This is a genomic window from Alcaligenes sp. CHO6 (genome assembly GCF_037120595.1).
GTDB classification, from domain to species: domain Bacteria; phylum Pseudomonadota; class Gammaproteobacteria; order Burkholderiales; family Burkholderiaceae_B; genus Alcaligenes; species Alcaligenes ammonioxydans.
Map to the genome: position 1 here is coordinate 338,161 of NZ_JBANCI010000003.1, position 26,099 is coordinate 364,259.

Genomic DNA, 26,099 nt, shown 5'->3' on the forward strand with positions numbered 1-26,099 from the left:
GCACCGCCCACGCTACCGGTGATCGTCTGCTCAACCTTGGACTCGTCCTGATTCAGAACACCGTCAACAAACGGCTGATCAATCTCGATCGTGGCCACGGGCGTCTCGGTCTGAACATCATAGTCACGCTCAGTACCCACGGTAACAGTGTTCCCTGCGTCGTCCGTGGTGGTGACCTTGGCCTCAACCTTGTCGTTGTTGGCCAGCTCGGAGCCGGGAACGTCCACGTTCCAGGTCTTACCGTCCGGATTAACCGTGGTTTCGTATTCTTTGCCACCAACCGTAACGGTGACCTTGTCCCCGGGTTTAACGTCTTTACCAACCGTACCGGTGATCGTGACGTCACCGCCCGATTCATCCTTGTTGATCACATCGTCATCCGTAATCGGATCAATCGTGATCTCGGCTTCAGGAGATGTGACGTCTACACCGTAAGGCTTCTCGTCCGTCGCGGTTGTCGTGTTACCTGCATCGTCCGTGGTGGTGACCTTGGCCTCAACCTTGTCGTTGTTGATCAGTTCGGAGCCAGGAACGTCCACGCTCCAGGTCTTACCGTCCGGATTAACCGTGGTTTCGTATTCTTTGCCGCCAACCGTAACGGTGACTTTGTCACCCGGTTTAACGTCTTTACCAACGGTGCCAGTGATGGTTACGTCGCCGTCAGACTCCTCTTTATTAACCACGCCGTCGCCCGTGATGGGGTCGAGCGTGATTTCAGCCTCGGGAGGCAGAGTGTCAACCGTCGTCGTGTCCTGACCGCCGTTACCAGGGGTCCCAGCTTCGTTGGTGTAGCTGCCATCAGGCACTGTGATGGTAATGTCGCCTTCGTAGTTCGGTGGAGGAACCAGCGTACCCGTCCAGTTTTTTGGATCATTGTTATCGGGCGTCAGGCCTTCAATGCGACCGCCGCCAGTGACCACAATGTCTCCAACATCGAAGCCAAATGGCACTTCAGTGAAGGTGAAGGTAACCGTGCCGTCATCATTGATCTTGACCGTAACAGAGGGAGGAACCAGGGGGCCGGCCTCCTCTTCGCCTGTACCGCTGTAACCGCCCAAGCGCACGTTTTCAACAGTGGGCACGCCAGGACGTGGATATTCCAACGCCAAGGGACGGGTAGTTTCCACAATGCTGACCAGACGGGTAAAGCTGCTGCCACCGCCTTCGCCACCACCGGTCAAGACCGCAGCGGTAGGATCAAGTTGGGAAAATGGGTCATCGCCAGCTTCCAGAGCGGCCAGCACAGCCGTAATGGCTGGGTCGTTCGGGTTGGCCAGAGCGGCGGCTACGGGGTCCACATCGGTTTCTGCGATATCGCCGCTGACCAGGAAGGAGCGGTTATCGGAAATGGTCATCGATGGGCTGCCAGGAATCTCAAGCTCGACGCTGGCACCGGTCTCGGTGATGATCTCGGCATTCACAGGGACTCGCATCCCTTCTTTAACAGCTACTTTGGAGCCATCGCTGGTACGAATCCATGCCGTACCTTCAACTCGTGTCACTAAAACTGTATCCAGTGCCATGACTGTCTGATTCCTAAAAAAAGACTGCCGCAACGCAGCAGTCAGAAATGGACTTTCTTTGTTTAGAGAATAGCGAGTTGGGTCGCTACTCGGTATTGGCGTCGCCGCCAGTTCGCTGTTTTATTTATAGTTATTGACTGAACTTAACAATGCGAACAAGACGGCAAGCAGCTTGTTAGGCTATGCCGTGTACTTTTAGCGCCAACATCAAACGATCTGTTACATTTAGTTTTTCGAAAACAGCCTGAAGGTGGGCACGAACCGTCCTTTCAGTGATACCCAGATCATCTGCAATCAATTGATTGGAATGGCCCAGAGAGGCACGTTGCGCAACCTCGATTTCCCGACTGGTCAGCGAGCTTTCCCAGCCCGACTTGGGTTCCAGACGGCGGGTCACGTCACTGAGCAAACGGCTCAACAGCGACTCGCCCACCCAGACCTGACCGCTTGCAACATGATCCAAAGCCTGAATCAGTAAAGGCGACGAGCTGTAAGCGTGAATATAGCCACGAGCGCCCTGAGCCAGAACGGCCTGACCTTCGGTATCCGAAGGACGGGGGCTGGCGACAATAATTTTCATGCCCTGCACCGCCTGAGCCCATTGTGGATGGTTCCACAATGCCAAGGCGCTATCGACCACCACCAGATCTCGATGCTGTTGTTTCCAACGCAACAAATCGTCCATCCCGTGTCCTCTGGCAGGCAGCCAGGTGACGGAATCCAGATGACGCCAATGCTGCCACAACGCCTCATCGGCCGTCAGAAATAAAACCGAATTTACTTGTCGCATACCGCTTTTCCCTTACTGGTAACACGAGCTATAAGCCATCAGCTCTTGGTCTGACTCGGGTGTTACACCTCTATCGTCAGCGCTACTCCCCCAACGGACCAATCGGCCTTAACGCTCCCTGAATGCGTTGGATCTGGCCCTGAGAATAGGTTTGAGTAAGTACTGCATAACGGTCCGCTTACCCGTCAGAATGTGCACTTCGGCCACCATGCCAGGCAGGATCGGACGGTTATCGTCACCGACATACACCGTGTCAGTACGTACTTTAGCTATATAAAATGAATTGCCTTTTTCATCGGTAATGGTGTCAGCACTGGTCTGCTCCAGCACGCCGGGCAGCCCGCCGTAAATGGCAAAGTCATAGGCAGTGAACTTCACTTCGGCACTTTGACCAGCGTGCAAAAACCCGATATCGCGTGGGTTGATGCGCACTTCCAGCAACAAGGTGTCATCGGTAGGCACGATCTCCAGGATGTCCTTGCCAGGTTGAACCACTCCACCTACGGTATTGGCCGACAAGGTTTTGATGGTGCCACGCACGGGCGAACGCACTTCAGCCAGTCGTACCCGATCGGCCAAGGCACGTTGGCCCTGTTCCAAAGAAGCCAGCTTGGCGCGTGTTTCCGCCAGCTCGGTACGAGCCTGATTGCGGAACGTAATTTCCACCTCACCGATCCGGTTTTGAGCTTCCTGAATCGAAGCCTGAATACGACTGATCTGAGCCGTGGCCGCTTTTTGCTCACCACAGTAACGAGCCACATCGCGCTGAAGGCGCAGCAAATCCACCTCGGACACCGCTCCGCTTTTGAGCAAAGGACGGGTCATTTGCAACTCTTGCGAGGTCAAACCGCAACTGGACGCCGCCTGATCACGATTAGCTTGTGTTTCGCGCAATTCCTGCTGGCGCTGATTCAACTGTTCCTGAGCCACGGAAATATTGGAACGCAGCTCCTCAGTGCGAGCCAGCCAGACGCGGCGCTCCCCTTCGGCCAGATCCGGGGCCTTTTCCAGAACTTCGGCAGGCATGTCCAGGGGCTGGTCGGCGGCAATGGCTTCCAAACGAGCCGCCTTGGCCTTCAAGGACAAGGATTCTGCTTCGTTCTCCCCCAACGAGGAGGAGGCGCGCGTGGGGTCAATACGCAACAGCACCTCACCGGCTTCCACAGACTGGCCGGGGCGCACCAGAATTTCTTCTACTACCCCGCCATCCAGACTCTGCACGACCTGAACCTGGCGAGATGGGACCACTTTACCCTCGCCACGTACCACTTCATCAATACTGGCCAGACTTGCCCAGACGATCAGCAAGCAGATGGCCAGCAAGGTCAGCCAGATCAGCAGCGTGGAACCTCTGACGTCCTGGTATCGGGCGGTCCACGATGCATTTTTGAGCATATTGCTGCCCGGCGGCGGCGAAGTGGTATCTTGAAGCTGCGCACGCACCCAATTGATCAGGTTCTGTATCTTCATGCTGCACTCCGGGCCTTGCCAATCTGCCCGCTACGCAAAGCGGCAATCACCTGATCTTTAGGGCCATCCGCCACAATGCGCCCCATATCCATCACGATCAGACGATCGACCAATTCCAGCAACGCTGTGCGGTGTGTCACCAGCACCACGGTCTTGCCTTCACATTCCTTCTGCAAGCTGCGACGCAAGGCAGACTCGCTCTGGTTATCCATATTGCTGCTGGGCTCATCGAGCAGCAATATGGACGGGTTGCCGATCAAGGCACGGGCCACGGCAATGGCCTGACGCTGGCCTCCAGACAGGGAATCACCCCGCTCGCCAATCATCATGTCGTATCCATCGGGATGGAGTCGGGCGAAATCATCTACCCCTGCCTGGCGGGCGGCCGCCAGCATCTGATCATCGGTCGCGTAAGGAGTACCCATCATCAGATTGTGTTTGAGGCTACCGTAAAACAGCATGGGATCCTGCGAGACATAACCCATGGAGCGACGTACGTCTGCCGGGTCGATCTGCTGGCTATCGATACCATCCAGCACCACGGTCCCACCCGTAGGCTTGTACAAGCCCAGAATCAGCTTGGACAAGGTGGTTTTACCGGAGCCGATGCGACCAATAATGCCGACCTTCTCGCCCGCCTTCAAAGAGAAGCTGACTTTATCAAGCACGTTCTGGCTTGCACCCGGATACGCAAAACTGACGCTACGAAACTCGATAGAACCTTCCAGGTAAGGCCGCGGCACAAAATGTCGATCTTCCGGATGCTCGATGGGCATCGTCATGTAGGTATCCACCGACCCCAATGACGTTCGGGCATTCTGGTATTGCATCATCAGGCCGGCGACCTGCCCCAAGGGGGCAAGGCAGCGTCCCGCAATCATGGACGCAGCAATGATGCCCCCCATGGACAATTTCGTCTCCTGAACCAGATACACACCAATAATGACCACGCTGATAGTGACCATTTGCTGCAGCATCTGTACCGTGTTGACGGTCAAGGTCGAAGTCATCTTGATGCGTGCGCCCTGTCGCGCCAGATACTCGGTGGACTGTTCCCAATCGCGCTGGGCATTGCTTTGCGCGTTCAGAACCTTCAGAGTTTCCATACCGGCCAGGGATTCGATGAGGCCGGCGTTACGCTGGGCAGCTGCCTGAAAGGTTTGCTTGGTCAGACGTTCCATACGCGCCTGAGCAAACCAGGAGATGCCCAAGATGACCACAATGGCCACCACGGGCGGGATCAGCATCCAAGGCGAAATCCAGGCCAGCACCGCCAAAAACAGCAGCACAAACGGCAAGTCGACCAGCGTGGTCAGACTGGCCGAAGCGATAAAGTCGCGCACTGATTCAAAAGAGCGCAGATTGGCCGCGAAAGAGCCCACCGACGGCGGCCGGTTTTCCATCCGCAAGTCCAGCACCCGCTCCATAATCCGCGCGGACAGCTGGATGTCCACCCGTTTACTCGCGACATCGACCACGTAGGCACGCACTGTACTGAGCACCATGTTCATGATCAGCACCAGTCCGATCCCGATCGACAGCACCCACAAGGTTTCAAGCGCCTTGTTGGGAACCACCCGGTCGTACACGTTCATGGTGTAGAGCGGAAGGGCCAAGGCAAACAGATTGATCAACAAGGCAGCGCCAAGCGCATCGCGATACAGTCGCCAATTCTGCACCACGGCGGTCCAGAACCAGTGCTTGCCCTTCATAGGGGCTACACCATCCTTGGCACGCGCCTCAACCCGGAAATCGGGTTTGACAACGACCAACAGCCCGGAATACTGCGCTTGCAGATCATCCAGACTGATTTCGCTGGGGCTCCCGCTTTCGGGGAAATGAACGTGCGCACGGCCTTCTTCCAGCCCCAGCAAGACACATGCCCGGTTGTTCTTCAACAACAAAATGACCGGGAACAAGCTGGCGTCCAGCTCGGTAAATACCCGGCGCCAGATCCGCGCCGTGCAATGACCGCGTGCCGCCGCCCGATTCAACAGTGCAGGCGTCAAGCGCCCCCGCTGCAAAGGCAAGCCCGCAGACAAGTGCTGGGGCGTGCAGGGATTACCGTGTATACGGGTAATCTCCGCCAGGCAGGTTAGAAGGGGATCATCATGAGTCAGATGAGGCGGGACACTGAATTCCCCGCTTGTTGGTGCCGTGCTATCAGATGAGTGGTTCATCGTCATTAATCAAATCCAACGAATCCCGCAGGCGCTGGCGGGTCAGTTTGCGCTCATTCAACTTGGCCAAAGCCTGGGGAGGCAGATCAGTCATGCGAAGCACACCGTTTGCAACCAGTGCGTCAATCAAATCTTCCAGTACCCGGATAAAACTCGCATCCGAGGCCGAAAGCTCTTGTTTGTAATCGTCTTCGTTCTGACTCATCCATGCCTCCTTTTTCTATCTAGTACGCCATCAGGCAGATATTAAAGTCCGGCTGCCTTCTCGCGCAGGACAGGCGGGGCCATGCCGTCGCGATAATCAACAGAGACTGGCGTCAGGTTAGACGTATCTGGAACCGGTGTCATACATGCCTTGAACGCTTCTTCAGGAAAATCGAGCTTGGCCGCTTCTTCAGGTTGCTCCGAGTAGGGCTGGGACAGGCCTACGGACGACACCAGGCGGTGCGACAAAGTCAACCAACGGTATTCAGCTTGCTGGAGATCGTAAGTGGCATTGGCCAGCGCGCGACGGGCATCAAACAGCTCGTTTTCCGTATCCAGCAAGTCCAGCAAAGAGCGTTGACCAATCTGGAACTGCTGCATATAGGCAACTCGCACCTTGGAGGTCGCCAGTTCGTGCTGCTTCAGGAAAGGCAACTGGGCACGCAGACGCTCGATATTGTTCCAAGCCACTGCCAGATCCTGCTGTACGTTGCGGCAGGTGTAGTCGCGCACATCGCGGGCAGCATACTGTTGAGCCGTGGTTTGACGGATGCGGGCGGCATCAGCACCACCTCGGAACAGGTTGTACGACAGCATCAACTGCACATTGCTGCTTTGTGAATCACGGTAGGCAGATGCACCTGGGGGGTCAGTCTTGTCTTTACCAGTGGCAGCGCGCAACTCCAGCGTTGGCGACAGACGACCTTGGGCTACATGCTTGCCCGACTCGGCGGCCTGGTACAAAGCTTGTTTAGCCAGAATTACCGGGCTGGTACGCAAAGAAGGCAGGAAGTCCACGGTCTTGGCAGGGATGGACTCGCTCAGGCTGGGTGCGGCCTGCAATACTTCCGGCGCAGGCACGCCCACAATACGACGGTAACGCTGCAACACGTCATTCAGATTGCCCGCTTCGGTCATCATATTGCTTTGGGCCAGGGCTTGGCGACCATAGGCCTGTTCCAGATCCACACCACGGCCTACGCCCGATTCGGAGCGCTCCTGAATCTGGCTCAGAATGTTCAGGTGCATGCCATAGTTTTCACGGGCAAGCTTTTCCATTTCGCGGTAACGCAACACATCAATGTGCGCATTGGCCGCTTCCAGGGCCAGCGAATCTACCGACGCCAGCAACTCATAGTAAGTAGCCAGTTTTTCGTAGCCCAATTGACGCACTTGATTGATCGAGGAGAAACCATCAAAGATCAATTGACGCAATTGCAGGCTGTAGCCATTACGGGTCCAGTTGACCGATGGCGCACTCGATGTACCGCCCCGCCATTCTTTACCGACCCAGCCCTGAGCATTGATTTCGGGCATCAAGGCACCCCGGCCCACATTCTGGCCTTCCAGCGCCGACTGGAAATCCTGAAAGCGAGCGCCAAGTTCAGGATTGGACATAATTGCCCGCTCAATACTGTCCTTGAAGCTCAAGCTGTTTTCCTGCTGGGCAAGCGCTGGCTGCGCCAGTAGTAACGCTGTCAGCAGCGAACTTACCGTTAGAGTTTTCTTACCACGCACGTCGGCCTCCGTAAGATCCTGAGCCGCGTCCGCAACAGACGTCCTCGCGTCAGCGTTGCAACGCATGGCCGGATCATATTTAAGTACAAAAATGAAAGAAGAGTGGGATCGGTGTGCCACTTAAGATAAGCGAAAGGAACACCACCCGAGGGCCCAACACCTATGTATTGCACATAGGATTTACATCTAAGGCTGGCAAACCTGACGCCAGCCGCAGCAGTATGTTCATAATGGACCGGGGCAAGACAAGGCGGAGCTACAGGCTTCTGACCTGTATTCTTGGAGCATAACCTTGTGTCTATTTGTGACTTTTCGTGTAGAGAAAGGTGAAACTCTCTACGTCGATCACAGGACAAATTGTATCTTAGATTACAAAGCTCTTCGTCGATCACAATGTTAAAAATGATAAATAGCCTGTGACAAAATCAGCAATAACGCCATGAAATTAAACGACTCCAAGATATTAGGCGCTTAACGACAAACCATTGTGTCATAAGTCACGCTCAGCACCGTTGGTAATAATCTACAAAAAACTTTCACCTTAATAAGCATTTGGGTTACATCGTCTGCCGATCTAAATCTCATCTGTCGGTAAAAGGAATTTACGGGGCCAACATATAACCTTCTTTATTGTCGACAATAACTCACTTGTAACCGTTTCCCATTGCAGTTTGGTTTCTTTTTACTTCCTTGTACAAGGAACTGAAAAAAAGACTTGTAATCAAAAACTTATAGCAATCGCGCGTTCCCCCCTGTGCCAGGCCCCTTTGGTCGCTTCTTAGAACCATCGCTTACCAGTTGTCCACTCCCTGGCGCTTGTCCCACCTCTGCCTGCCCGATACCATCGGAAGGTACGTATTCAGTGAGCAACACTCAACTTGGAGGCCGCACATGTATCAACACCTGGCCCTGTATATCAATGGTCAATTTCTGGATGGACAAGGTCGCCAGACTCAGGCCGTCATCAACCCGGCCAACGGCAGCACGCTAGACCAACTGCCGCTGGCGTCACAGGCCGATCTGGATGCCGCACTGAGCGCCGCCCAGGCCGCATTCAAAAGCTGGCGTCACAGTTCCCCGATGGACCGCAGTGCCATCTTGCGCAAGGTGGCGGAACTGTCCCGTGAACGCGCGCAGGAGATTGGCCGCAATTTGACGCTGGATCAAGGCAAGCCCTTGGCCGAGGCCGTCGGCGAGATCATGTCCTGCGCCGACCATGCGGATTGGCACGCCGAAGAGTGCCGCCGGATTTATGGTCGCGTCATCCCTGCCCGCAATCCAAAAGTGCAGCAACTGGTGCTGCGCGAGCCTATCGGTGTCTGCGCTGCGTTCACACCCTGGAACTTCCCCTATAACCAGGCCATTCGGAAAATCTGCGCCGCCATCGGAGCGGGCTGCACCATTATTCTGAAAGGCCCGGAGGACTCCCCCAGCGCAGTCATGGCCATTGCCCAGGCCTTTCACGATGCGGGCTTGCCACCGGGCGTATTGAATATTGTCTGGGGCATTCCACAAGAGGTCTCGGATTATCTGATCCGCTCCCCCATCGTGCGTAAAGTCTCGTTTACCGGCTCAGTCCCCGTTGGCAAGCAGTTGGCAGCGCTGGCCGGCGCTCATATGAAACGCATCACCATGGAACTGGGAGGGCACTCGCCCGTTCTGGTCCTGCCCGATGCCGATGTCGCCCGCGCTGCTCGTCAGCTCGCCCGGTTCAAAATACGCAATGCCGGGCAGGTGTGCATTTCACCCACTCGCTTTTATATTCACGACGACATCTATACCCAGTTCGTGGACCGCTTTACCGAAGAATTGGCGAATGTGAAGGTGGGAGACGGCCTGGACCCGGATACACAGATGGGCCCCTTGGCCCACGAACGCCGTATTCCCATGATGCAAAAGTTTGTCGACAACGCCCGTTCGCTGGGCGGCAAAGTCGTGCTGGGAGGCGAGCAGATCAAACGCGACGGTTTCTTTTTCTCGCCTACGGTACTGACCGACTTACCTGACGATGCACTGGTCATGACCGAAGAGCCCTTCGGCCCCATCGCCCCCCTGACCCGCTATCATGATCTGGACGATGCCATCGCCCGCGCCAACAGCCTGCCTTACGGTTTATCGGCCTACGCCTTTACGCAATCCTTACAGGCTGCGCATCGCTTGGGCACAGAACTGGAATCGGGTATGGTCAACATCAATCACTTTGGCAGCTCTTTGCCCGAAACTCCCTTCGGAGGAGTCAAAGACAGTGGCATTGGCAGTGAAGGCGGGACTGAAACCTTTGACGGATACTTAGTCACCAAATTTGTGACACAGATCTAAGAATGGCTCCTGGCCCCGCTTTACGGGGCTAGGGTGAACCCCTACTGTACTAATTGTGTATTCCCGTTAAATTATTCAAACACTCGTTTGAAATTAGGAAATAACGGTGAAACGCTCTGATCGGACACAGTCCGCCATTCTCGACGCAGCCGAGCATCTTTTCGCGCTGTATGGCCACGAAAACACCTCCATGCGCCAGATTACAGCGCAGGCCAAGGTGAACCTGTCGGCTGTCAATTATCACTTCGGCAGTAAAGACGGACTGACACAGGCTGTATTTCAACGCCGCCTGAACAGCATCAATCAAGAGCGGCTGGAAAAGCTGGCTTTTTATCGCCAGCAAGCCGGTGATGGACCGTTGAAAGCATCTCAGGTGGTCGATGCCTTTTTTGGCCCGCTGATACGTCTAGCCGGTTCAGGCAAGGGCGCTCCACGCTCGTTCATTCCTTTGCCAGGACAGGATCGTCCAGCGCCACAAGACTTCATTCAGTCCATATGCTGGGACGAACAAGTCGCCATCTTTCTTCCTTTCAAGCAGGCTTTGCACGAGGCGCTGCCCACCGTGCCGGAAGAAGAAATCATCTGGCGATTCCATTTCATGCTGGGTGCTACTTCGTATGCCCTGATGGGCACCCAATCATTGCGTCGGGCCTTGCAATTGCCCCTTAACGACTCTCCTGAAAGTGAGCAGCAATTGCAACAGCGTCTGATGAGTTTTCTGCTGGGTGGATTACGGGCCCCTTTGCCGGCCAGCAGCTGATCTGCGAGGTCCTGGCAGTCGGGCTGCACCGAGGCGAACCGTACTGTTAGGGAACGACAAGCCTCAGGTAAGCATGAAGGTGTTTTTGCCGCTGAGCCGTCCCGAGGGACAAAACGCCCCCCAAGGGGGCAACAAGCCAGCGGCGCAGCATGGGGGTAATTTTCCTACCGCCAAGCCGTCCCACGGTACAAAGCGCCCCCTCAGGGGGCAGCACGCTGAAGGGGCTGCATGGGGGCATTCTTTTTCTTTTTGAGCTAGTCCGGAGTTGCTATGTTTCTGACCTTGCTATTGATACTGCTGGTGCTTGGCTGCGTCTACGTTCTCAAAAACCGGAATCTACGCACTAAGTGGCTCAGTCGCCCAATTTACCGTGCCTTTTCCAGTGTTTTGCCCGCCATGTCCCAAACTGAGCGCGATGCGCTGGAGGCAGGGACAGTCTGGTGGGAAAGTGAGCTGTTTCGTGGAAAACCCAACTGGAATACCTTGAGCGCTTACCCCGCCTATCGGCTCACCGAGGAAGAGCGTCAGTTTCTGGACAATGAAGTCAATGTGGCCTGCGCCATGATTGATGACTGGCAAGTCAGCCAGGAAGACTTCGACATGCCCGTCGAAGTCTGGAACTACCTGAAAGAAAACCGCTTTTTCAGTCTGATTATTCCCAAGGAATACGGTGGTCGCGGTTTCTCGGCACAGGCGCACTCGGCCGTGGTGGCCAAGCTCTCGACACGCAACTCGGCCCTGTCCGTGTCGGTCATGGTGCCCAACTCACTAGGCCCGGCCGAGCTGCTACTGCATTACGGCACCGATGAGCAAAAGCAACACTATCTGCCCCGTCTGGCTGATGGCCGTGACATCCCCGCTTTCGCCCTGACCAGCCCATGGGCCGGTTCCGATGCGGCGGCCATTCCCGATGTAGGGATTGTCTGCAAAGGCGAATGGGAAGGTCAGGAAGTACTGGGCATGCGCGTCACCTGGGACAAGCGCTACATCACTCTGGCCCCGGTATGCACCTTGCTGGGACTGGCCTTTCGCCTCTATGACCCGGACGGCTTGCTCGGGGGAGAGAAAGACATTGGCATCACCTGCGCCCTGGTCCCCAGCGATCACCCAGGGGTAGAGACCGGTCGTCGTCACTTCCCTTTGAACGCCATGTTCATGAATGGCCCGACCCGCGGTAACGATGTCTTCATGCCACTGGAATTCATTATTGGTGGCCCTGCCATGGCCGGGCAAGGCTGGCGCATGCTGATGGAGTGTCTGGCGGCAGGGCGCTCCATCTCCTTGCCCTCCTCGTTTACCGGCATGGCCAAGTTAACCAGCCGCGCGGTAGGCGGGTATTCCGCCGTACGCACCCAGTTTCGCAGCGCCATCAGCAAGTTTGAAGGTGTGGAAGAAGCGCTGGCTCGCATTGCTGGCCACACCTATGCCATGGATGCCGCCCGCACCATGACAGCCGCGGCGGTGGACCTGGGCGAAAAGCCATCCGTCGTCTCAGCCATCGTCAAATACCATGTGACCGAGCGGGGCCGCATGGTGGTTAACGACGGGATGGATGTGATCGGCGGCAAAGGCATTTGCCTTGGCCCCTCCAATTTCCTGGGTCGCGCCTACCAACAAATACCAGTCGGCATCACGGTAGAAGGCGCCAATATTCTGACGCGCAGCCTGATTATTTTTGGTCAGGGCGCGATCCGTTGCCATCCTTTCATTCTGGAAGAAATGACTGCTGCGCTGGACCCGGATCGTGAAGCTGGACTGCGCAAGTTTGACCAAGCCTTCTGGGCTCACGTTCGTTACACTCTGGCCAACACGGGCCGTTCTTTCTGGCTAGGCCTGGGTGGCTGGCGTTTGCTAAGTGGCCCCACGGGCACAGCCAAGTCCATGCATCCCTACTACGGTCAGGCCAGCCGTTACAGCGCAGCCTTTTCCTTGTTAGCCGATGCTTCCATGCTGGTGCTGGGCGGCTCTCTGAAAATGCGCGAGCGCCTCTCCTCTCGTCTGGGAGATGCACTGTCCGAACTCTATATGCTCAGCGCGGTCCTCAAGCGTTACCAGGACGAAGGCCGTCAACAAGAAGATGCGCCTTTAGCTCACTGGGCGGCCCAGGATGCCTTGATGCGCACACAGCATGCCCTGGACAAGGTGCTGGAAAACTTTCCGAACCGACCTTTGGCTGGCCTGCTGCGCCTGCTGGTCTTTCCGCTAGGCCTGCGCCGCCTGGGGCCCAATGACAAGCTGGATCATGCCGTCGCCAAACTGTTGACCCGACCCGGCCCCACTCGTGACCGCCTGACCTACGACACCTATCTGCCCAACGATGACAAGGAGCCCGTGGGCGCTATCGAAGCGGCATTGCTGGCGGCTCTGAATACTCGCGATATTGACGCGAAAATCCGTCAGTTCGAAAAGAGCGGTCAGTTGCAGGACAACCCCAAGGCCAACGTACGTGATATAGCCGAAGCGGTCTTCCAGGCAGGCGGAATCAGCGCTCAAGAGTTCGAGCAAATTCAGGCGCGCGATGTCCTGCGCGACCGAGTGATCGCCGTGGACGATTTCCCTTTCGATCTGCGCCGGGAACGCGCCGCCACTGAAACCACCAGTGGGAGCCAAGCATGAGTTTTCAACCGGTCTATATTATTGACGGCGCACGCAGCCCGTTTCTGAAAGCGCGTAACGCGCCCGGCCCGTTCTCAGCGGGAGACCTGGCGGTACAAACCGGCCGCGAGCTTTTGCTGCGCCAACCCTTTGAGGCGTCGCAGCTCAGCGAAGTCATCCTGGGTTGCGCGGCTCCCTCGCCCGATGAAACCAATATTGGCCGGGTGCTGGGTCTGCGTCTGGGTACCGGCCACAAAGTGCCGGGCTGGACCGTGATGCGCAACTGCGCTTCGGGCATGCAAGCACTCGATTCAGGTGTGCAGGCCATCCAAACCGGTCGCTCGCAACTGGTACTGGCCGGCGGCGTAGATGCCCTGTCTCATGCCCCCATCCTGTTCAGCGACGATATGGTTCGCTGGCTGGCAGGCTGGGGCAAAGCTCGCAGCATGGGCGCACGTCTGAAAGCACTGGGCAGCCTGCGGCTGTCTTACCTTAAACCCGTCATCGGATTGCTCAAGGGGCTGACAGACCCCGTAGTCGGCTTATCCATGGGGCAGACTGCAGAAATTCTGGCCCATCAATTTGGCATCAGCCGTCAGGACATGGACGAATTTGCCGCTCGCAGCCATCGTCTGGCTCTGCGTGCGCAACACGAACACGCGTTTGAAGAGATCGTGCCGCTCAGCGATACGCGCGGCAACAGCTACCCGAACGATGATGGCGTACGTGCGGACTCCACACCTGACAAGCTGGCCAAGCTGCGTCCGGTCTTTGACCCGCCCTGGGGCAACATCACAGCGGGCAACAGCTCACAGGTCACCGATGGCGCTGCGTTGTTGATTCTGGCCAGCGAGACAGCCGTCAAAGAGCACCAGCTCAAACCGATAGGCCGAATTGTGGATGCCCAGTGGGCGGGACTGGACCCGGCCACCATGGGTTTGGGGCCAGTATTTGCGGCCACACCGATTCTGGAACGCAATCGTTTGGCCTTGAATGGCCCGGACTTGTGGGAAATCAACGAAGCCTTTGCGGCGCAAGTGCTGGCATGTCGCGCTGCATGGGACGATCAGCAATGGTGCCAGACGCATCTGGGACGTGATGCCCTGGGCTTGCTGGACATGGACAAGCTCAACGTGGACGGTGGCGCAATTGCGATCGGCCACCCGGTGGGCGCCTCTGGCGCCCGAATCGTACTGCATTGCCTGCATGCCCTGCGTCGTCGCAACTTGCGTCTGGGCATGGCCGCCATTTGTATTGGCGGTGGCCAGGGCGGCGCCATGTTGATCGAATCGCTGCAAGGAACTGAATCATGATGCCTGTCGCTACCTTGGATTTGCAAAACTTCACCCTGCATACGGACGATCAGCACATTGCCTGGCTGAAAATCGACTGTGTGGGCAGTTCGGTCAATCGACTCTCTGCACTCGTGTTGCAAGAACTGAATCAGGCCCTGGATTACCTGAGCGGCCATCCCCCAAAAGCGTTGATCATTTACTCAGGCAAAGCCGCCGGATTTATCGCGGGGGCTGATATCGACGAGTTTTCCGAACACGGCAACAATCCTGAAAAGGGTCTGGCATTGGTCACGCGCGGCTGGACGGTGTTCAACAAACTGGCCAAGCAAACCTATCCGACCCTGGCACTGGTACAAGGCCACTGCCTGGGCGGGGGACTGGAGCTGGCCCTGGCGTGTCGCTACTGCCTGGCCGTGGATCAGGACGACACGCGCCTGGCTCTGCCCGAAGTCATGCTGGGTATCTTCCCAGGCTGGGGAGGAATGTTGCGCCTGCCTGAATACATCGGCCCGGCTGCCGCCATGGACCTGATGCTCAGTGGCAAAAGCGTCGATGCGCGCAAGGCAGCCCGTATGGGCATCGTCGATGCCTGCGTCCCGGTGCGTCTGGCCCGGCAAGCGGCCGTCAAGCAGGTTCTCAGCGGTAAAAAACCTCGTCGTGCCCAGGGCTTGCCCCGTCTGATGAACAGCAAGCTGCTACGTCCCCTGGTGGCTCGCCAGGTACGCCAGCAACTGGAAAAACGTGATCCGTATCAACACTATCAAGCCCCTCGCGCCATTTTGGAAATTTGGGAGAAACACAATGGCAACGCGCTGAAAGCACCCGAGCTGATTGAACAGATCACCCGCTCTGACACCGCAGCCAACCTGCTGCGTGTCTTTCACCTGCAGGAGCGGCTAAAGAGCATCGGCAAACACGCCTCATCACAAGTGCTCAGTCATATTCATGTCGTAGGTGCGGGCGTCATGGGCGGCGATATTGCTGCAGTATGTGCTCTCAAAGGCCTGCGAGTGACCTTGCAGGATCAGGACCGAGAGCGGATCGCACAGGCTCAGGGGCGGGCCGCCAAGTTGTTCCAGCGCCGTCTGAAAGACCGCAGGCTGGTGCAGGCGGCGCTGGATCGTTTGATCCCGGACCCGAACGGTCATGGCATCGCTTCAGCGGATCTGGTGCTCGAGGCAATCTTCGAGAACGCCGACGCCAAGCGCAGCCTGTACACCACGATAGAGCCGTTGTTGAAGCCGGGGGCCATTCTGGCGACCAATACCTCCAGTTTGCCTTTGTCCGAGCTCAGCCTGAATCTGATCAATCCGCAGCGACTGGTGGGCATTCACTTCTTTAACCCGGTCTCTCGCATGCCGTTGGTTGAGGTCGTGGAAAGCGAATTGCTCGCACCTGACGTACGCAGCACCGCCTACGCCTTTGTGAACCAGATCGGCAAGTTGCCTTTGCCCGTCAAAGACAGCCCGGGGTTTTTAGTCAATGCCGTCTTGGCGCCCTACATGCTCGAGGCCATGCGCTGTGTGGACGAAGGACTGGAGCCGGCCACCGTGGACAAAGCCATGGTCCAGTTCGGCATGCCGATGGGACCACTTGAACTGGCCGACACGGTAGGTCTGGACATTGCCCGGGATGCCGGTGCGCAACTTAGCCAGCAGGCCGTCATGCCCGCCTGCCTGAAAAGCCATTTGGATCGCCAGGAGCTGGGTCGCAAAACGGGCCAGGGTTTCTATACCTGGAAAGATGGCAAAGCCCAGAAGCCACCCGCAGGAACGATACCCAGCGGTCTGGCAGATCGCCTGATCAAGCCCCTGATCGAACAGACGGAGCACCAGGTGCGCATCGGGGTGGTGCAAAACGAAGATCTGGCCGATGCAGGCGTCATTTTCGGTACAGGCTTTGCCCCCTTCCGGGGAGGGCCGCTGCATTACAAAGCAACACAAAAACAACGCAATTAGCTCGAATTGGCACAAATACCTATACGCCGATTGGCCTAGGTCATGCACCATAGAAAACAAACAGGTGTTTTAAAACTTGTCATAAGCCTCTGTCAGACGTCGCACCTATACCTTGGAGAAGAGACATGAAAAAGACGGTTGTAGCTTTGCGTACCATTCCTGCCTTGCTCATTCCTCTGGGAATGAGCGTGGGCATGGGCCAGGCCCATGCGGCTGGTTTCAACTTGCTCGAACAAAATGCGAGCGGCCTGGGCAATGCCTACGCAGGCTCGGCTGCCATTGGTGAAAATGCCAGCACGATCTACTTCAACCCGGCTGGCATGACCCTGCTGCCCGACAACAACTTCTCGGCCGGCTTGAATGTCATCAAACCCACGTTCAAATTCTCCGATAAAGGCAGTACCGACCCCCTGGCCCTGACTGGTGGCGCCAGCCGTCCGGCAACCGGCGGCTCGGGCGGCGATGCAGGTAAAGTAGCGGCAGTTCCCAATATTTATCTGTCTCACCAGCTCTCGCCCAAATGGTGGGTGGGTCTGGGGATTGGTGTACCGTTTGGTCTGACTACCGAATACGATGAAGGCTGGATTGGTCGTTATCACTCCGAAAAATTCGCCATTGAAACCGTCAACGTCAACCCTTCGGTGGCCTACAAGGTCAACGACCAATTGTCGTTCGGTGTGGGGGTGAACTGGCTGCACATTGACGCGGACTACCGCCTGGCCACGCCGGTCGGCTACCATCCTGCACTGGGCCCCCTGGATATGGACACCCGCGTCAAGATGAAGGGCGACGCATGGGGTTGGAACGCCGGCTTACTCTATCAACTGACCCCCAGCACACGTTTGGGCGTGTCCTACCGCTCCCAGATTAAGATCACGGCTGATGGTGACACCAAGCTGCGCAATCGCAATGTCCCCGCCGGCATTCCTGCACCCAATATCAACTGGGATGCCGAAGCCACCATCAAGCTGCCTGACACTGCCATTGTCAGTCTGGTACACGACCTGAACTCGCGCTGGCAATTGTTGGCCGACGTATCCTGGACCGGCTGGAGCAGCATTCCGCGCCTGACTATCGAAAACAGCGGCCCCGGCGCCCGGGATTCCGGTCTGGAACTGAAATTCAAGGACGCCTGGCGCGTCGCCCTGGGCGCCAATTACCATTACAACGAGCAATGGACCCTCAAAGGGGGGGTGGCCTGGGACCAATCGCCAGTACGTGATGAAAACTACCGCCCCACTGCGTTGCCTGACAGCGATCGTTACTGGGTGTCTCTGGGTGCGCAATACCGCCCCAGCAAAAACGCCACCTGGGATATCGGCTACACCCACTTGTTCCTGAAAAATACAGATATGAACAACAACACCGATGTCGTCAATCGCGGCCTGACTCGCGGTACCTATAAAAACAGTGGCGACATTCTGGGCGTGCAGTTCACCTACCGCTTCTAAGGATGCACCATGGCCCGCAGTCGCCGCATGGAGCTGCTAGCACGCCTGCCTCCCACCTGGCGTGCCCGCTTTTTGCAGCTGGGCTTTAACTGGCACCCCGCCTTCCGGGCAACCGGGGGGCGGGTCCATAAAGTTTCCCCAAACCTGCAGCACATCGTCGTACGCCTGCCATTGCGTCGACGCACCCGCAATATCAATGGCTCCTTATTTGGCGGTTCCCTGTTTGCCATCACGGACGGCGTACACGCCACCATGCTGCTGGCCGGCCTGCAACGCCCTGTGATCGTGTGGGACAAAAATGCAGAGATCCAGTATCGCCGTCCCGGTTATCAGACTCTGTATGCCGATTTTCAAATCCGTCCGGAAGAACTGGACGCAATACGAGGACAGCTAGACCAGTATCACGAGGCTGAAGCCACCTTCACCGTACACATCCAGGACCCGCAAGGACAGGTCTACACCACGGTGGAACGCACCATCTACATTGCCGACGCCCACTTTTACAAGCAGAAATCACAATCACGCTAATTTGCAGGAGGACCGCTTCATGTTTACCCCCCGCTGTGCCGCCCTGATTTTAAGTCTGTCCCTTGGGCTACCCGCCGTTCAGGCGGCCACCGTCGCGCAGGTCTCCGTGCCTGATGCCGTCATGGTGGACCAACAAAGCCTGACACTCAATGGGGCAGGCCTGCGCAAGAAAGTTGTTTTTGATGTGTACGTCGCCGCCTTGTATACCGCCTCCCCGTCGCAGGATGCCCAAGCCATCATCCAGTCCCCCGGGCCGCATCAGGTTCGCTTGGTTCTCAAACGCGATCTGGATGCCCAAACCCTGATCGATGCACTGAAAGAAGGCATTCACAACAACCTGACCGATCCTGAAAAACAGGACCTGGACCCGGTCCTTAAACAGTTTGAGGATCTGATGCGCCAGGTGGGGCAAGCCAAAGAGGGCGATATCGTGATTCTGGACATGAACTCCCCCCAGGTCAGAATCCTGTTTAACGACAAAATGCTGGGCGAACTCTCTCACCCGGGGCTGACCCCTGCCTTGTTGAAAATCTGGTTAGGCAAGAAACCTGCCCAAGAATCGCTCAAAAAGGCCCTGCTGGGATTGTCTTGAACCTACACGCCTCGGAGCGCTTCATGGATAAAGTCTGGCTGCAGAGCTACCCCGCCGGTATTCCTGCCACGATCGAAGATCAGGCCCAGCAGTACTCATCCCTGCTGGATGTATTTGAACAAAGCTGCACCGAGTTCGCGCAGCGCACGGCCTATATCAGCATGGGCAAGCGCATGAGCTTTCGTGAACTGTCTGAAAATGCCCTGGCGCTGGCCAGTTGGCTGCAAAGCCAGGGTGTGAAAAAAGGCGACCGAGTCGCCCTGATGATGCCCAATATGCTGCAGTACCCCATCAGCCTGTATGGCGTATTGCGCAGCGGGGCCACCATTATCAATACCAACCCACTGTATACCGCCCGGGAGTTGCGTCACCAACTGCAGGACAGCGGCGCAGAGACCATCATCATTGCTGAAAACTTTGCGCACGTACTGCAAGAAATCCTGCACGAGACTCCCATCAAGCGAATTATTGTGACCAGTGTGGGAGACTGCCTGGGCAGCGTTAAAGGGTGGCTGGTCAACCAAGTGGTGCGCCATATCAAGAAGGGGGTGCCTGCCTGGTCCTTGCCCGGTTCCCTGTCCTTTAAATCGGTGCTGGCAAAGGGCCGTACCCGCCCCCCTGCCCCGGTCACCCTGACCCATGACGACATTGCATGTCTGCAGTACACCGGTGGCACCACGGGCGTAGCCAAAGGCGCCATTCTGACGCACGGTAATCTGGTCTCGAACCTGAGCCAGGCCCTGGCCTGGATTCGCCCCTACCTCAAAGAAGGCCAGATCGACTGCGTGGTGACCGCCCTGCCGCTCTACCATATCTTCGCCTTCACCGCGAACCTGCTGGTGTTTCTTCGCCTGGGGGCGGAGAACCTGCTGATCATCAATGCACGCGATATTCCGTCCATGATCAAGGACATGGCCAAGCTGCGCTTTACCGCCATTACCGGCGTAAATACCTTGTTCAACGCCATGCTGAACAATGCCGAGTTCCGCAAACTGGATTTTTCCTCGCTTCGCTTTACGCTGGGCGGCGGTATGGCAGTACAGCAAGTCGTCGCCAAGCGTTGGCTGGAAGCAACCGGTAAACCCCTGGCACAGGCGTATGGCCTGACAGAAACTTCGCCAGCCGCCACCATCAACCCCCTGGATAAGCTGGAATTTACCGGATCAATTGGTCTGCCCGTACCCTCGACCGACATCCGCATCCGTGATGAAAACCAGAACGACCTGCCTTTGGGAGAAACAGGCGAACTGTGCATTCGCGGCCCGCAAGTGACCCCTGGCTATTGGCAGCGCCCCGATGAGACCGCCAAGGTCTTTGACCGGGACGGCTTTTTGCGCACAGGTGACATCGGCTATATGGATGAGCACGGATACGTGTTTTTGCTTGACCGTAAAAAAGACATGATTTTGGTTTCGGGCTTTAATGTCTATCCCAATGAAGTCGAAGCGGTTGCCGCGCAGCACCCGGATATTGTCGAGGCTGCCGCCGTTGGGGTTCCCGACGAGAAAGCCGGTGAAGTGGTCAAGCTCTATGTCATCAGCCGTAATCCCGCGCTGACTGAAAAAGAGGTCATTGCCTTTTGCCGCAAGAACCTGACCGGGTACAAGGCGCCACGCTATGTTGAATTCCGCGACGACTTGCCACGCACCAACGTTGGCAAAATCCTGCGACGGGAACTGCGTCCCTAGCACGTATTTGGCGCAGGCTTAGACGAAGATGAAAGGGGCTTATGCCCCTTTTTCATTAACCGGCGTATTCATAAACAAATAAGAATCAGATCGTTCGTCACCCTGATACCGCTCTTTAGAATGGGACAAACTATTCATATAAGCGAGTGTCAGAATGCACGCCCTGTCCCGCCTCTCGGAAACGAATCGCACCGCGATTGCCCAAATCACCGAAGAGCTCGATCCGCTGTCCCTGAACTGGCTGTCCGGTTATCTCGCAGGGGTCGCACAAATACGCCATAACGGGCTTCCCGTTCAGGTGCCGGCCGCTCCTGAACTGTCTTTGGTACCGGCCGCCGCTGCCCCCGCCCAACGTCCTGCCACCATTGTGTTTGGCAGTCAAACGGGCAATGCTCAACGCGTCGCCGAAGCTTTTGCTCAACGGTGTGAGGCGGCCGGTATTGCCGTGCGCCTGCTGCGCGCCGACCGCTACCCCACGCGCGAGCTGAAAGAAGAGCGTTTGCTGTATGTCATTATCAGCACGCAGGGCGAAGGCGACCCACCCGACGACTCCATCGGATTTTTCGAATTCCTCTCCGGTGCCCGCGCTCCCAAGCTGCCCGGATTGAAGTTTGGCGTGCTGGGTCTGGGCGACTCCAGCTACCCCTTGTTCTGTGGGATCGCGGAAAAAATCGATCAACGTCTGGTCGCTCTGGGGGCAGAGCGCATCCTGGATACTGGCCTGGCCGATCTGGATATTGATACGGTAGCCGCCCCGTGGCAGGACAAGGCTTTTGCTTTTCTGGAAACGGATCACCAGGCCCACGCTGCAGCAGCCTCGCCCGCTGCGCAATCGAGTAACGTCACCGTACTGGAAACCCCAGCGCGTAGCAGCTATACCCGTGATAATCCCTTCCAGGCCACCATCCTGCAAAGTCAAAGCATCACGGGCCGTGACAGCACCCGCACTATCTATCACTATGAGCTGTCATTGGAAGGCAGTGGCCTGCAGTACCAACCCGGTGATGCCCTGGGTGTCTGGCCTACACAAAATGCCAAGCTGGTTGAAGCCGTCATTCAAACCTTGAAGCTGGACCCGACGGAAACCGTCACCATTCAGGGCACCTCGCACACGCTGCAAGCATGGCTCAGCCACTACCGCGAACTCACCCAACTGACCAAACCTTTCCTGGTGGAACTGGCCAAACGCAACAGCGATACCGTGCTGCAAACAGCCGTGGGCCCAGACGGTTTGAACACCTTGCAAGCGTTGCTAAAGACCCACCAAGTGCTGGACGTACTGGAACGCTTCCCGGCCACCTGGAGCGCCGCCGAGCTGGTACAAGCCTTGCGCCCTTTGGCACCGCGCATGTACTCCATCGCATCAAGCCAGTCCGAAGTGGACGAGGAAGTACATCTGACCGTCGCCAATGTGCACTACCAGTTCAACGGACAGGATCGGTGGGGCGTCGCCTCGGACTATCTGGCCAGCCGCAGCGAAGGCGATACCGTGCCGGTCTTTATCGATCCCAATACGCGTTTTCGCCTGCCTGAGGACAACGACCGGGACGTCATCATGATTGGCCCCGGCACTGGGGTTGCTCCCTTCCGGGCCTTTGTACAGGAACGCGGCATCCAGGGCGGTAAAGGCCGCAACTGGCTCTTTTTTGGCAATCCGCACTTTCACTCTGATTTCCTCTATCAGACCGAATGGCAGCGCGCCTTGCAGGATGGGCAGTTGCAGCATCTGGATCTGGCTTTCTCGCGGGATCAGGAAAACAAGATATACGTTCAACATCGCCTGCTGGAAAAAGCGGCCGAAGTCTATGCCTGGATTCAGGGCGGTGCCCATATTTATGTATGCGGCGATGCCACACAAATGGCTAAAGACGTTCACCAGACCCTGCAAAAAATAGCGCAGCAGGAAGGCGGACTGGATGCAGACCAGGCTCGCAGCTGGTTGGAAGAACTCTCGGCGCAGGGCCGCTACGCCCGCGACGTTTACTGAGAAGCAAGGACATGACAACAAAGAAAATCGCCGCTATCGAACAGGTCAAGATTGATAGCCACTATCTGCGCGGTAGCATTACCGAGGGTTTGGCCGATCCCATTACCGGCGCCATCAGCGAAGACGACAACAAACTGCTGAAATTTCACGGCAGCTATCAGCAAGACGATCGCGACCAGCGCGAAGAACGCCGCAAGCAAAAGCTGGAGCCGGCCTTTAGCTTCATGATTCGCGCCCGCTTGCCCGGTGGCGTGGTGACACCTGCCCAGTGGCTGGCATTTGACAAGATCGCCTGTGACTGGGCCCAGTTCGGCCTGCGCATTACCACCCGTCAGACCTTTCAATGGCACGGCGTACGCAAGCCATTTTTAAAACCCACCCTGCGCGCCATTAACGACGCCTTGTCCACCACCCTGGCAACCTGCGGCGATGTGAACCGCCAGGTTGTCAGCGCAACCAACCCCCTGCTGTCCGAGCAGCACGGCCTGGTACAAGAGTGGGCTGACAAGATTTCTGAAACCTTCCTGCCCAAAACCCGCGCGTACGCCGAAATCTGGCTGGATGGCAAAAAAGTCGAAGACGCCATTGACGGCGAGGATTTCGAGCCGCTTTACGGCAAAACCTACCTGCCTCGCAAGTTCAAGATTGGTATTGCCGTGCCGCCTTTGAATGATGTGGACGTATTTGCGCAGGACATCGGCCTGATCGCCATTATCGACAACAATCAATTGCAGGGCTTTAACGTGGCGATCGGCGGCGGTATGGGCGCCACCCACGGAGATGAAACCACGTATCCGCGCCTGGGCAGCGTGATCGGCTTTGCGCGCCCCGAACAGATATTGGCGGTATGCGAGGCCATCATCACCACCCAACGGGACCACGGTAATCGAGATGAACGTCGTCATGCCCGTCTCAAGTACACCGTGGACAAGCTGGGGGCAGACTGGTTTCTGGAAGAGGTACAAAACCGCAGTGGTCATACTCTGGAGCCTTCAAGGCCCTATCACTTTGACCACAATGGCGACCGTTTTGGCTGGATTCAAGGCAACAATGGCCGCTGGCACCTGACCCTGCGGGTGGATTCGGGACGCCTCATGGATACCGAAACAGGTCCCTGGCTAAGCGGCATGCGTGAAATCGCCAAGATTCATCAAGGCCATTTCCGGCTGACCTGCAACCAGAACCTGATTATTGCCGACGTTCCCGAGGCGGATAAAACCGCTATCGACAAACTGGTGGCCGACCACAAGCTGGACGTATATCAAACGCAAAGTGGCATACGCAGCAGCACGATTGCCTGCGTCTCTTTGCCCACCTGCGGTCTGGCCATGGCCGAAAGCGAACGCTACGCCCCCATCCTGTTGCCCAAGCTGGAAACCCTGCTGGACAAATACCAGCTGCGTAATGAGCGCATTGTGCTGCGCATTTCCGGTTGCCCCAACGGCTGCGCCCGCCCTTACCTGGGTGAAATTGCACTGGTTGGACGCGCACTGGGCCGCTATGACTTGCGCCTGGGAGCCAACTTCAGCGGCGAACGTCTGAACGTGATCTATCGTCAGAATATTGCCGAACCGGAAATCCTGAGCATTCTGGACGAGCTGTTTGGCCGTTTCGCAGCCGAGCGTCTGCCAGATGAGCACTTCGGAGATTTCCTGGTGCGCGTCGGCGTCATTGCCGAACCCACGAGCCGTCTGATTCCCCTGGTTTTACAGCCGGCCTGACATGAACCTCTTTCCTCTATTCGCCAACTTGAAACAACGTGCAGTACTGGTGATCGGCGGTGGCGAAATTGCCGAGCGCAAAGTACGTCTGGTCCTGGCTGCCGGAGCTCAGGTCACGCTAGTCGCCCCTTATGTGGTGGACAGCCTGGAAGCTCTGGCTCGTCAGGGACGCATTACCCTGATCCGGGAACGCTACCAGGCCCTGCACCTGCAGGGGGCTTGGTTGATCATTGCCGCAACCGACAAGCGGGAAGTAAACCAGGTGATCGCCCAGGACGCCCAGGAAGCGCGCATTCTGGTCAATGTGGTGGACGACCCCGAGCTGTCCAGCTTTCAAGTGCCTGCTATCGTGGATCGTTCCCCCCTGATTATTGCCATTTCCTCGGCCGGTTCGGCCCCCATGCTGGCACGACGAGTCAGGGAGCAATTGGAAACCATGTTGGACCACAGTCTGGGGGCGATCAGCCGTCTGGCGCAAGAGTACCGCAGCGCCATTCGACGCGCCCGCCCCGAGCTGGGTGCGCGCCGCCGGTTTTACGACTGGTTGCTGGATGGCCCGGTGGGCGCCGCCCTTCGCAGCCACCAGGATGAACAGGCACGTCTTAGCCTGGAAAACGCGCTGCAAGAGCCTGAAGCCCCCCGTGCCTCTCAAGGTCGTGTCATTCTGGTGGGCGCCGGCCCAGGCGACCCCGGACTGTTGACCCTGCACGCCTTGCGCGCGCTGAACCGTGCCGACGTGATTCTGTACGATCGCCTGGTATCCGATCAGGTGATGGAACTGGCCCGCCGTGACGCCCATCGTATTTTTGTGGGCAAACAGTTGGGCGAGGACCATCATCAAACCCAGCACCGCATTCATCAACTGATGATTGACTACGCCCGCGCTGGCCAGACCGTCGTGCGCCTGAAAGGCGGCGATGGCTTTATTTTTGGCCGGGGCGGCGAAGAACTGGAGCATCTGGCCGAGCATGGTATCGCGTTTGAGGTGGTGCCCGGCATCACGGCTGCCATCGCATGTGCCGCCTATAGCGGCATCCCGCTGACGCACCGTGAGCACGCACAGTCCGTGCAGTTCGTAACGGCACATCGCAAAAGCGGGCACGGAATCGAGGATTGGAATCCCTTGCTCGATACTAGCCAAACAGTCGCTGTCTACATGGGCTTGCAGCAAATCCTGGGCTTTAGCCACGAGCTGGTACAGCGTGGCCGCAGTGCCTCCACACCCTGCGCCCTGATTGAAAACGGCTCACGCCCGGAGCAGCGCACCTTGTTGTCCACCCTGGACACCATTGCCCAAGATGCCCAGCAACATCAGTTTGCCAGTCCGTGCATTTTGGTAATTGGTCAGGTCGTGACCCTGGGCAGTACCTTGTCCTGGTATGGCGAGTTGATTGATCAATTAAGTCCCCGTGCCGTCATTGAACCAACGTTGGACAAGGCGCTTGCCGCAGCCTGATTGCCAGCCCAGACACGGGCCTCGATCTCAAAGCAGGTTTTCTCGCCGCGCCGGGCCGTTATGG

The 26,099-nt window shown here is 57.1% G+C and carries 18 protein-coding genes; 12 read left to right on the plus strand and 6 right to left on the minus strand.

All coding sequences use genetic code 11. The features are described from left to right. The 6 genes from V6936_RS13725 to V6936_RS13750 form a co-directional block, all read right to left on the minus strand. A partial coding sequence (locus V6936_RS13725) for a retention module-containing protein (RefSeq protein ID WP_336580013.1) occupies positions 1–1,523 on the minus strand: 1,523 nt, incomplete at its 3' end. 175 nt (positions 1,524–1,698) lie between these two features. Then, a complete protein-coding gene (locus tag V6936_RS13730; protein ID WP_003802989.1) occupies positions 1,699–2,313 on the minus strand; it encodes a response regulator transcription factor in 615 nt (204 codons plus the stop codon). Positions 2,314–2,421: 108 nt separating this feature from the next. Further along, positions 2,422–3,708, minus strand: coding sequence for an HlyD family type I secretion periplasmic adaptor subunit (locus V6936_RS13735; RefSeq protein WP_230406343.1), 1,287 nt, complete (start codon positions 3,706–3,708; stop codon positions 2,422–2,424). A 71-nt stretch (positions 3,709–3,779) separates the two neighbouring features. Further along, positions 3,780–5,963, minus strand: coding sequence for a type I secretion system permease/ATPase (locus V6936_RS13740; protein ID WP_100214874.1), 2,184 nt, complete (start codon positions 5,961–5,963; stop codon positions 3,780–3,782). Then, a complete protein-coding gene (locus V6936_RS13745; RefSeq protein ID WP_003802992.1) occupies positions 5,947–6,168 on the minus strand; it encodes a hypothetical protein in 222 nt (73 codons plus the stop codon). The genes V6936_RS13740 and V6936_RS13745 overlap by 17 nt, the downstream gene beginning before the upstream one ends. A 41-nt stretch (positions 6,169–6,209) precedes the next feature. Next, positions 6,210–7,751, minus strand: a complete 1,542-nt coding sequence (locus V6936_RS13750; RefSeq protein ID WP_080584989.1) for a TolC family outer membrane protein — start codon at positions 7,749–7,751, stop codon at positions 6,210–6,212. Positions 7,752–8,576: 825 nt separating this feature from the next. On the opposite strand from V6936_RS13750, the gene V6936_RS13755 reads away from it, so the two are divergent. The 12 genes from V6936_RS13755 to cysG all read left to right on the plus strand — a co-directional run bounded on the left by V6936_RS13755 (position 8,577) and on the right by cysG (position 26,035). After that, a complete protein-coding gene (locus V6936_RS13755) occupies positions 8,577–10,004 on the plus strand; it encodes an NAD-dependent succinate-semialdehyde dehydrogenase (protein WP_336580014.1) in 1,428 nt (475 codons plus the stop codon). A gap of 106 nt (positions 10,005–10,110) precedes the next feature. After that, the gene (locus V6936_RS13760) at positions 10,111–10,764 is read left to right on the plus strand and encodes a TetR/AcrR family transcriptional regulator (protein WP_003802995.1); all 654 of its coding nucleotides are present in this window, start codon (positions 10,111–10,113) and stop codon (positions 10,762–10,764) included. A gap of 270 nt (positions 10,765–11,034) precedes the next feature. Then, the gene (locus tag V6936_RS13765; protein ID WP_003802996.1) at positions 11,035–13,380 is read left to right on the plus strand and encodes an acyl-CoA dehydrogenase; all 2,346 of its coding nucleotides are present in this window, start codon (positions 11,035–11,037) and stop codon (positions 13,378–13,380) included. Further along, entirely contained in the window at positions 13,377–14,672 is a 1,296-nt protein-coding gene (locus V6936_RS13770; RefSeq protein ID WP_003802997.1) for an acetyl-CoA C-acetyltransferase, read from the plus strand. Before V6936_RS13765 ends, V6936_RS13770 begins: the two co-directional genes overlap by 4 nt. Then, entirely contained in the window at positions 14,669–16,612 is a 1,944-nt protein-coding gene (locus tag V6936_RS13775; RefSeq protein WP_131071092.1) for a 3-hydroxyacyl-CoA dehydrogenase NAD-binding domain-containing protein, read from the plus strand. The genes V6936_RS13770 and V6936_RS13775 overlap by 4 nt, the downstream gene beginning before the upstream one ends. Before the next feature lie 125 nt (positions 16,613–16,737). After that, entirely contained in the window at positions 16,738–18,063 is a 1,326-nt protein-coding gene (locus V6936_RS13780) for an OmpP1/FadL family transporter (protein ID WP_003802999.1), read from the plus strand. 9 nt (positions 18,064–18,072) lie between these two features. Further along, positions 18,073–18,591, plus strand: a complete 519-nt coding sequence (locus V6936_RS13785; RefSeq protein WP_003803000.1) for a DUF4442 domain-containing protein — start codon at positions 18,073–18,075, stop codon at positions 18,589–18,591. 19 nt (positions 18,592–18,610) lie between these two features. Beyond that, complete coding sequence (locus V6936_RS13790) at positions 18,611–19,183, plus strand: chalcone isomerase family protein (protein ID WP_003803002.1); 573 nt, start codon at positions 18,611–18,613, stop codon at positions 19,181–19,183. Positions 19,184–19,206: 23 nt separating this feature from the next. Continuing rightward, a complete protein-coding gene (locus V6936_RS13795; protein ID WP_336580015.1) occupies positions 19,207–20,871 on the plus strand; it encodes an AMP-binding protein in 1,665 nt (554 codons plus the stop codon). A gap of 154 nt (positions 20,872–21,025) precedes the next feature. Beyond that, positions 21,026–22,858: an assimilatory sulfite reductase (NADPH) flavoprotein subunit gene (locus tag V6936_RS13800; RefSeq protein ID WP_059318603.1), complete on the plus strand. Its 1,833-nt coding sequence runs from the start codon at positions 21,026–21,028 to the stop codon at positions 22,856–22,858. An 11-nt stretch (positions 22,859–22,869) separates the two neighbouring features. Continuing rightward, positions 22,870–24,579 carry an assimilatory sulfite reductase (NADPH) hemoprotein subunit gene (cysI, locus tag V6936_RS13805; protein ID WP_003803008.1) on the plus strand — a complete coding sequence of 570 codons (1,710 nt, stop codon included), beginning with the start codon at positions 22,870–22,872 and terminating at the stop codon, positions 24,577–24,579. A 1-nt stretch (position 24,580) separates the two neighbouring features. Beyond that, positions 24,581–26,035, plus strand: a complete 1,455-nt coding sequence (gene cysG / locus V6936_RS13810) for a siroheme synthase CysG (protein WP_240209118.1) — start codon at positions 24,581–24,583, stop codon at positions 26,033–26,035. Positions 26,036–26,099: the final 64 nt, after the last annotated feature.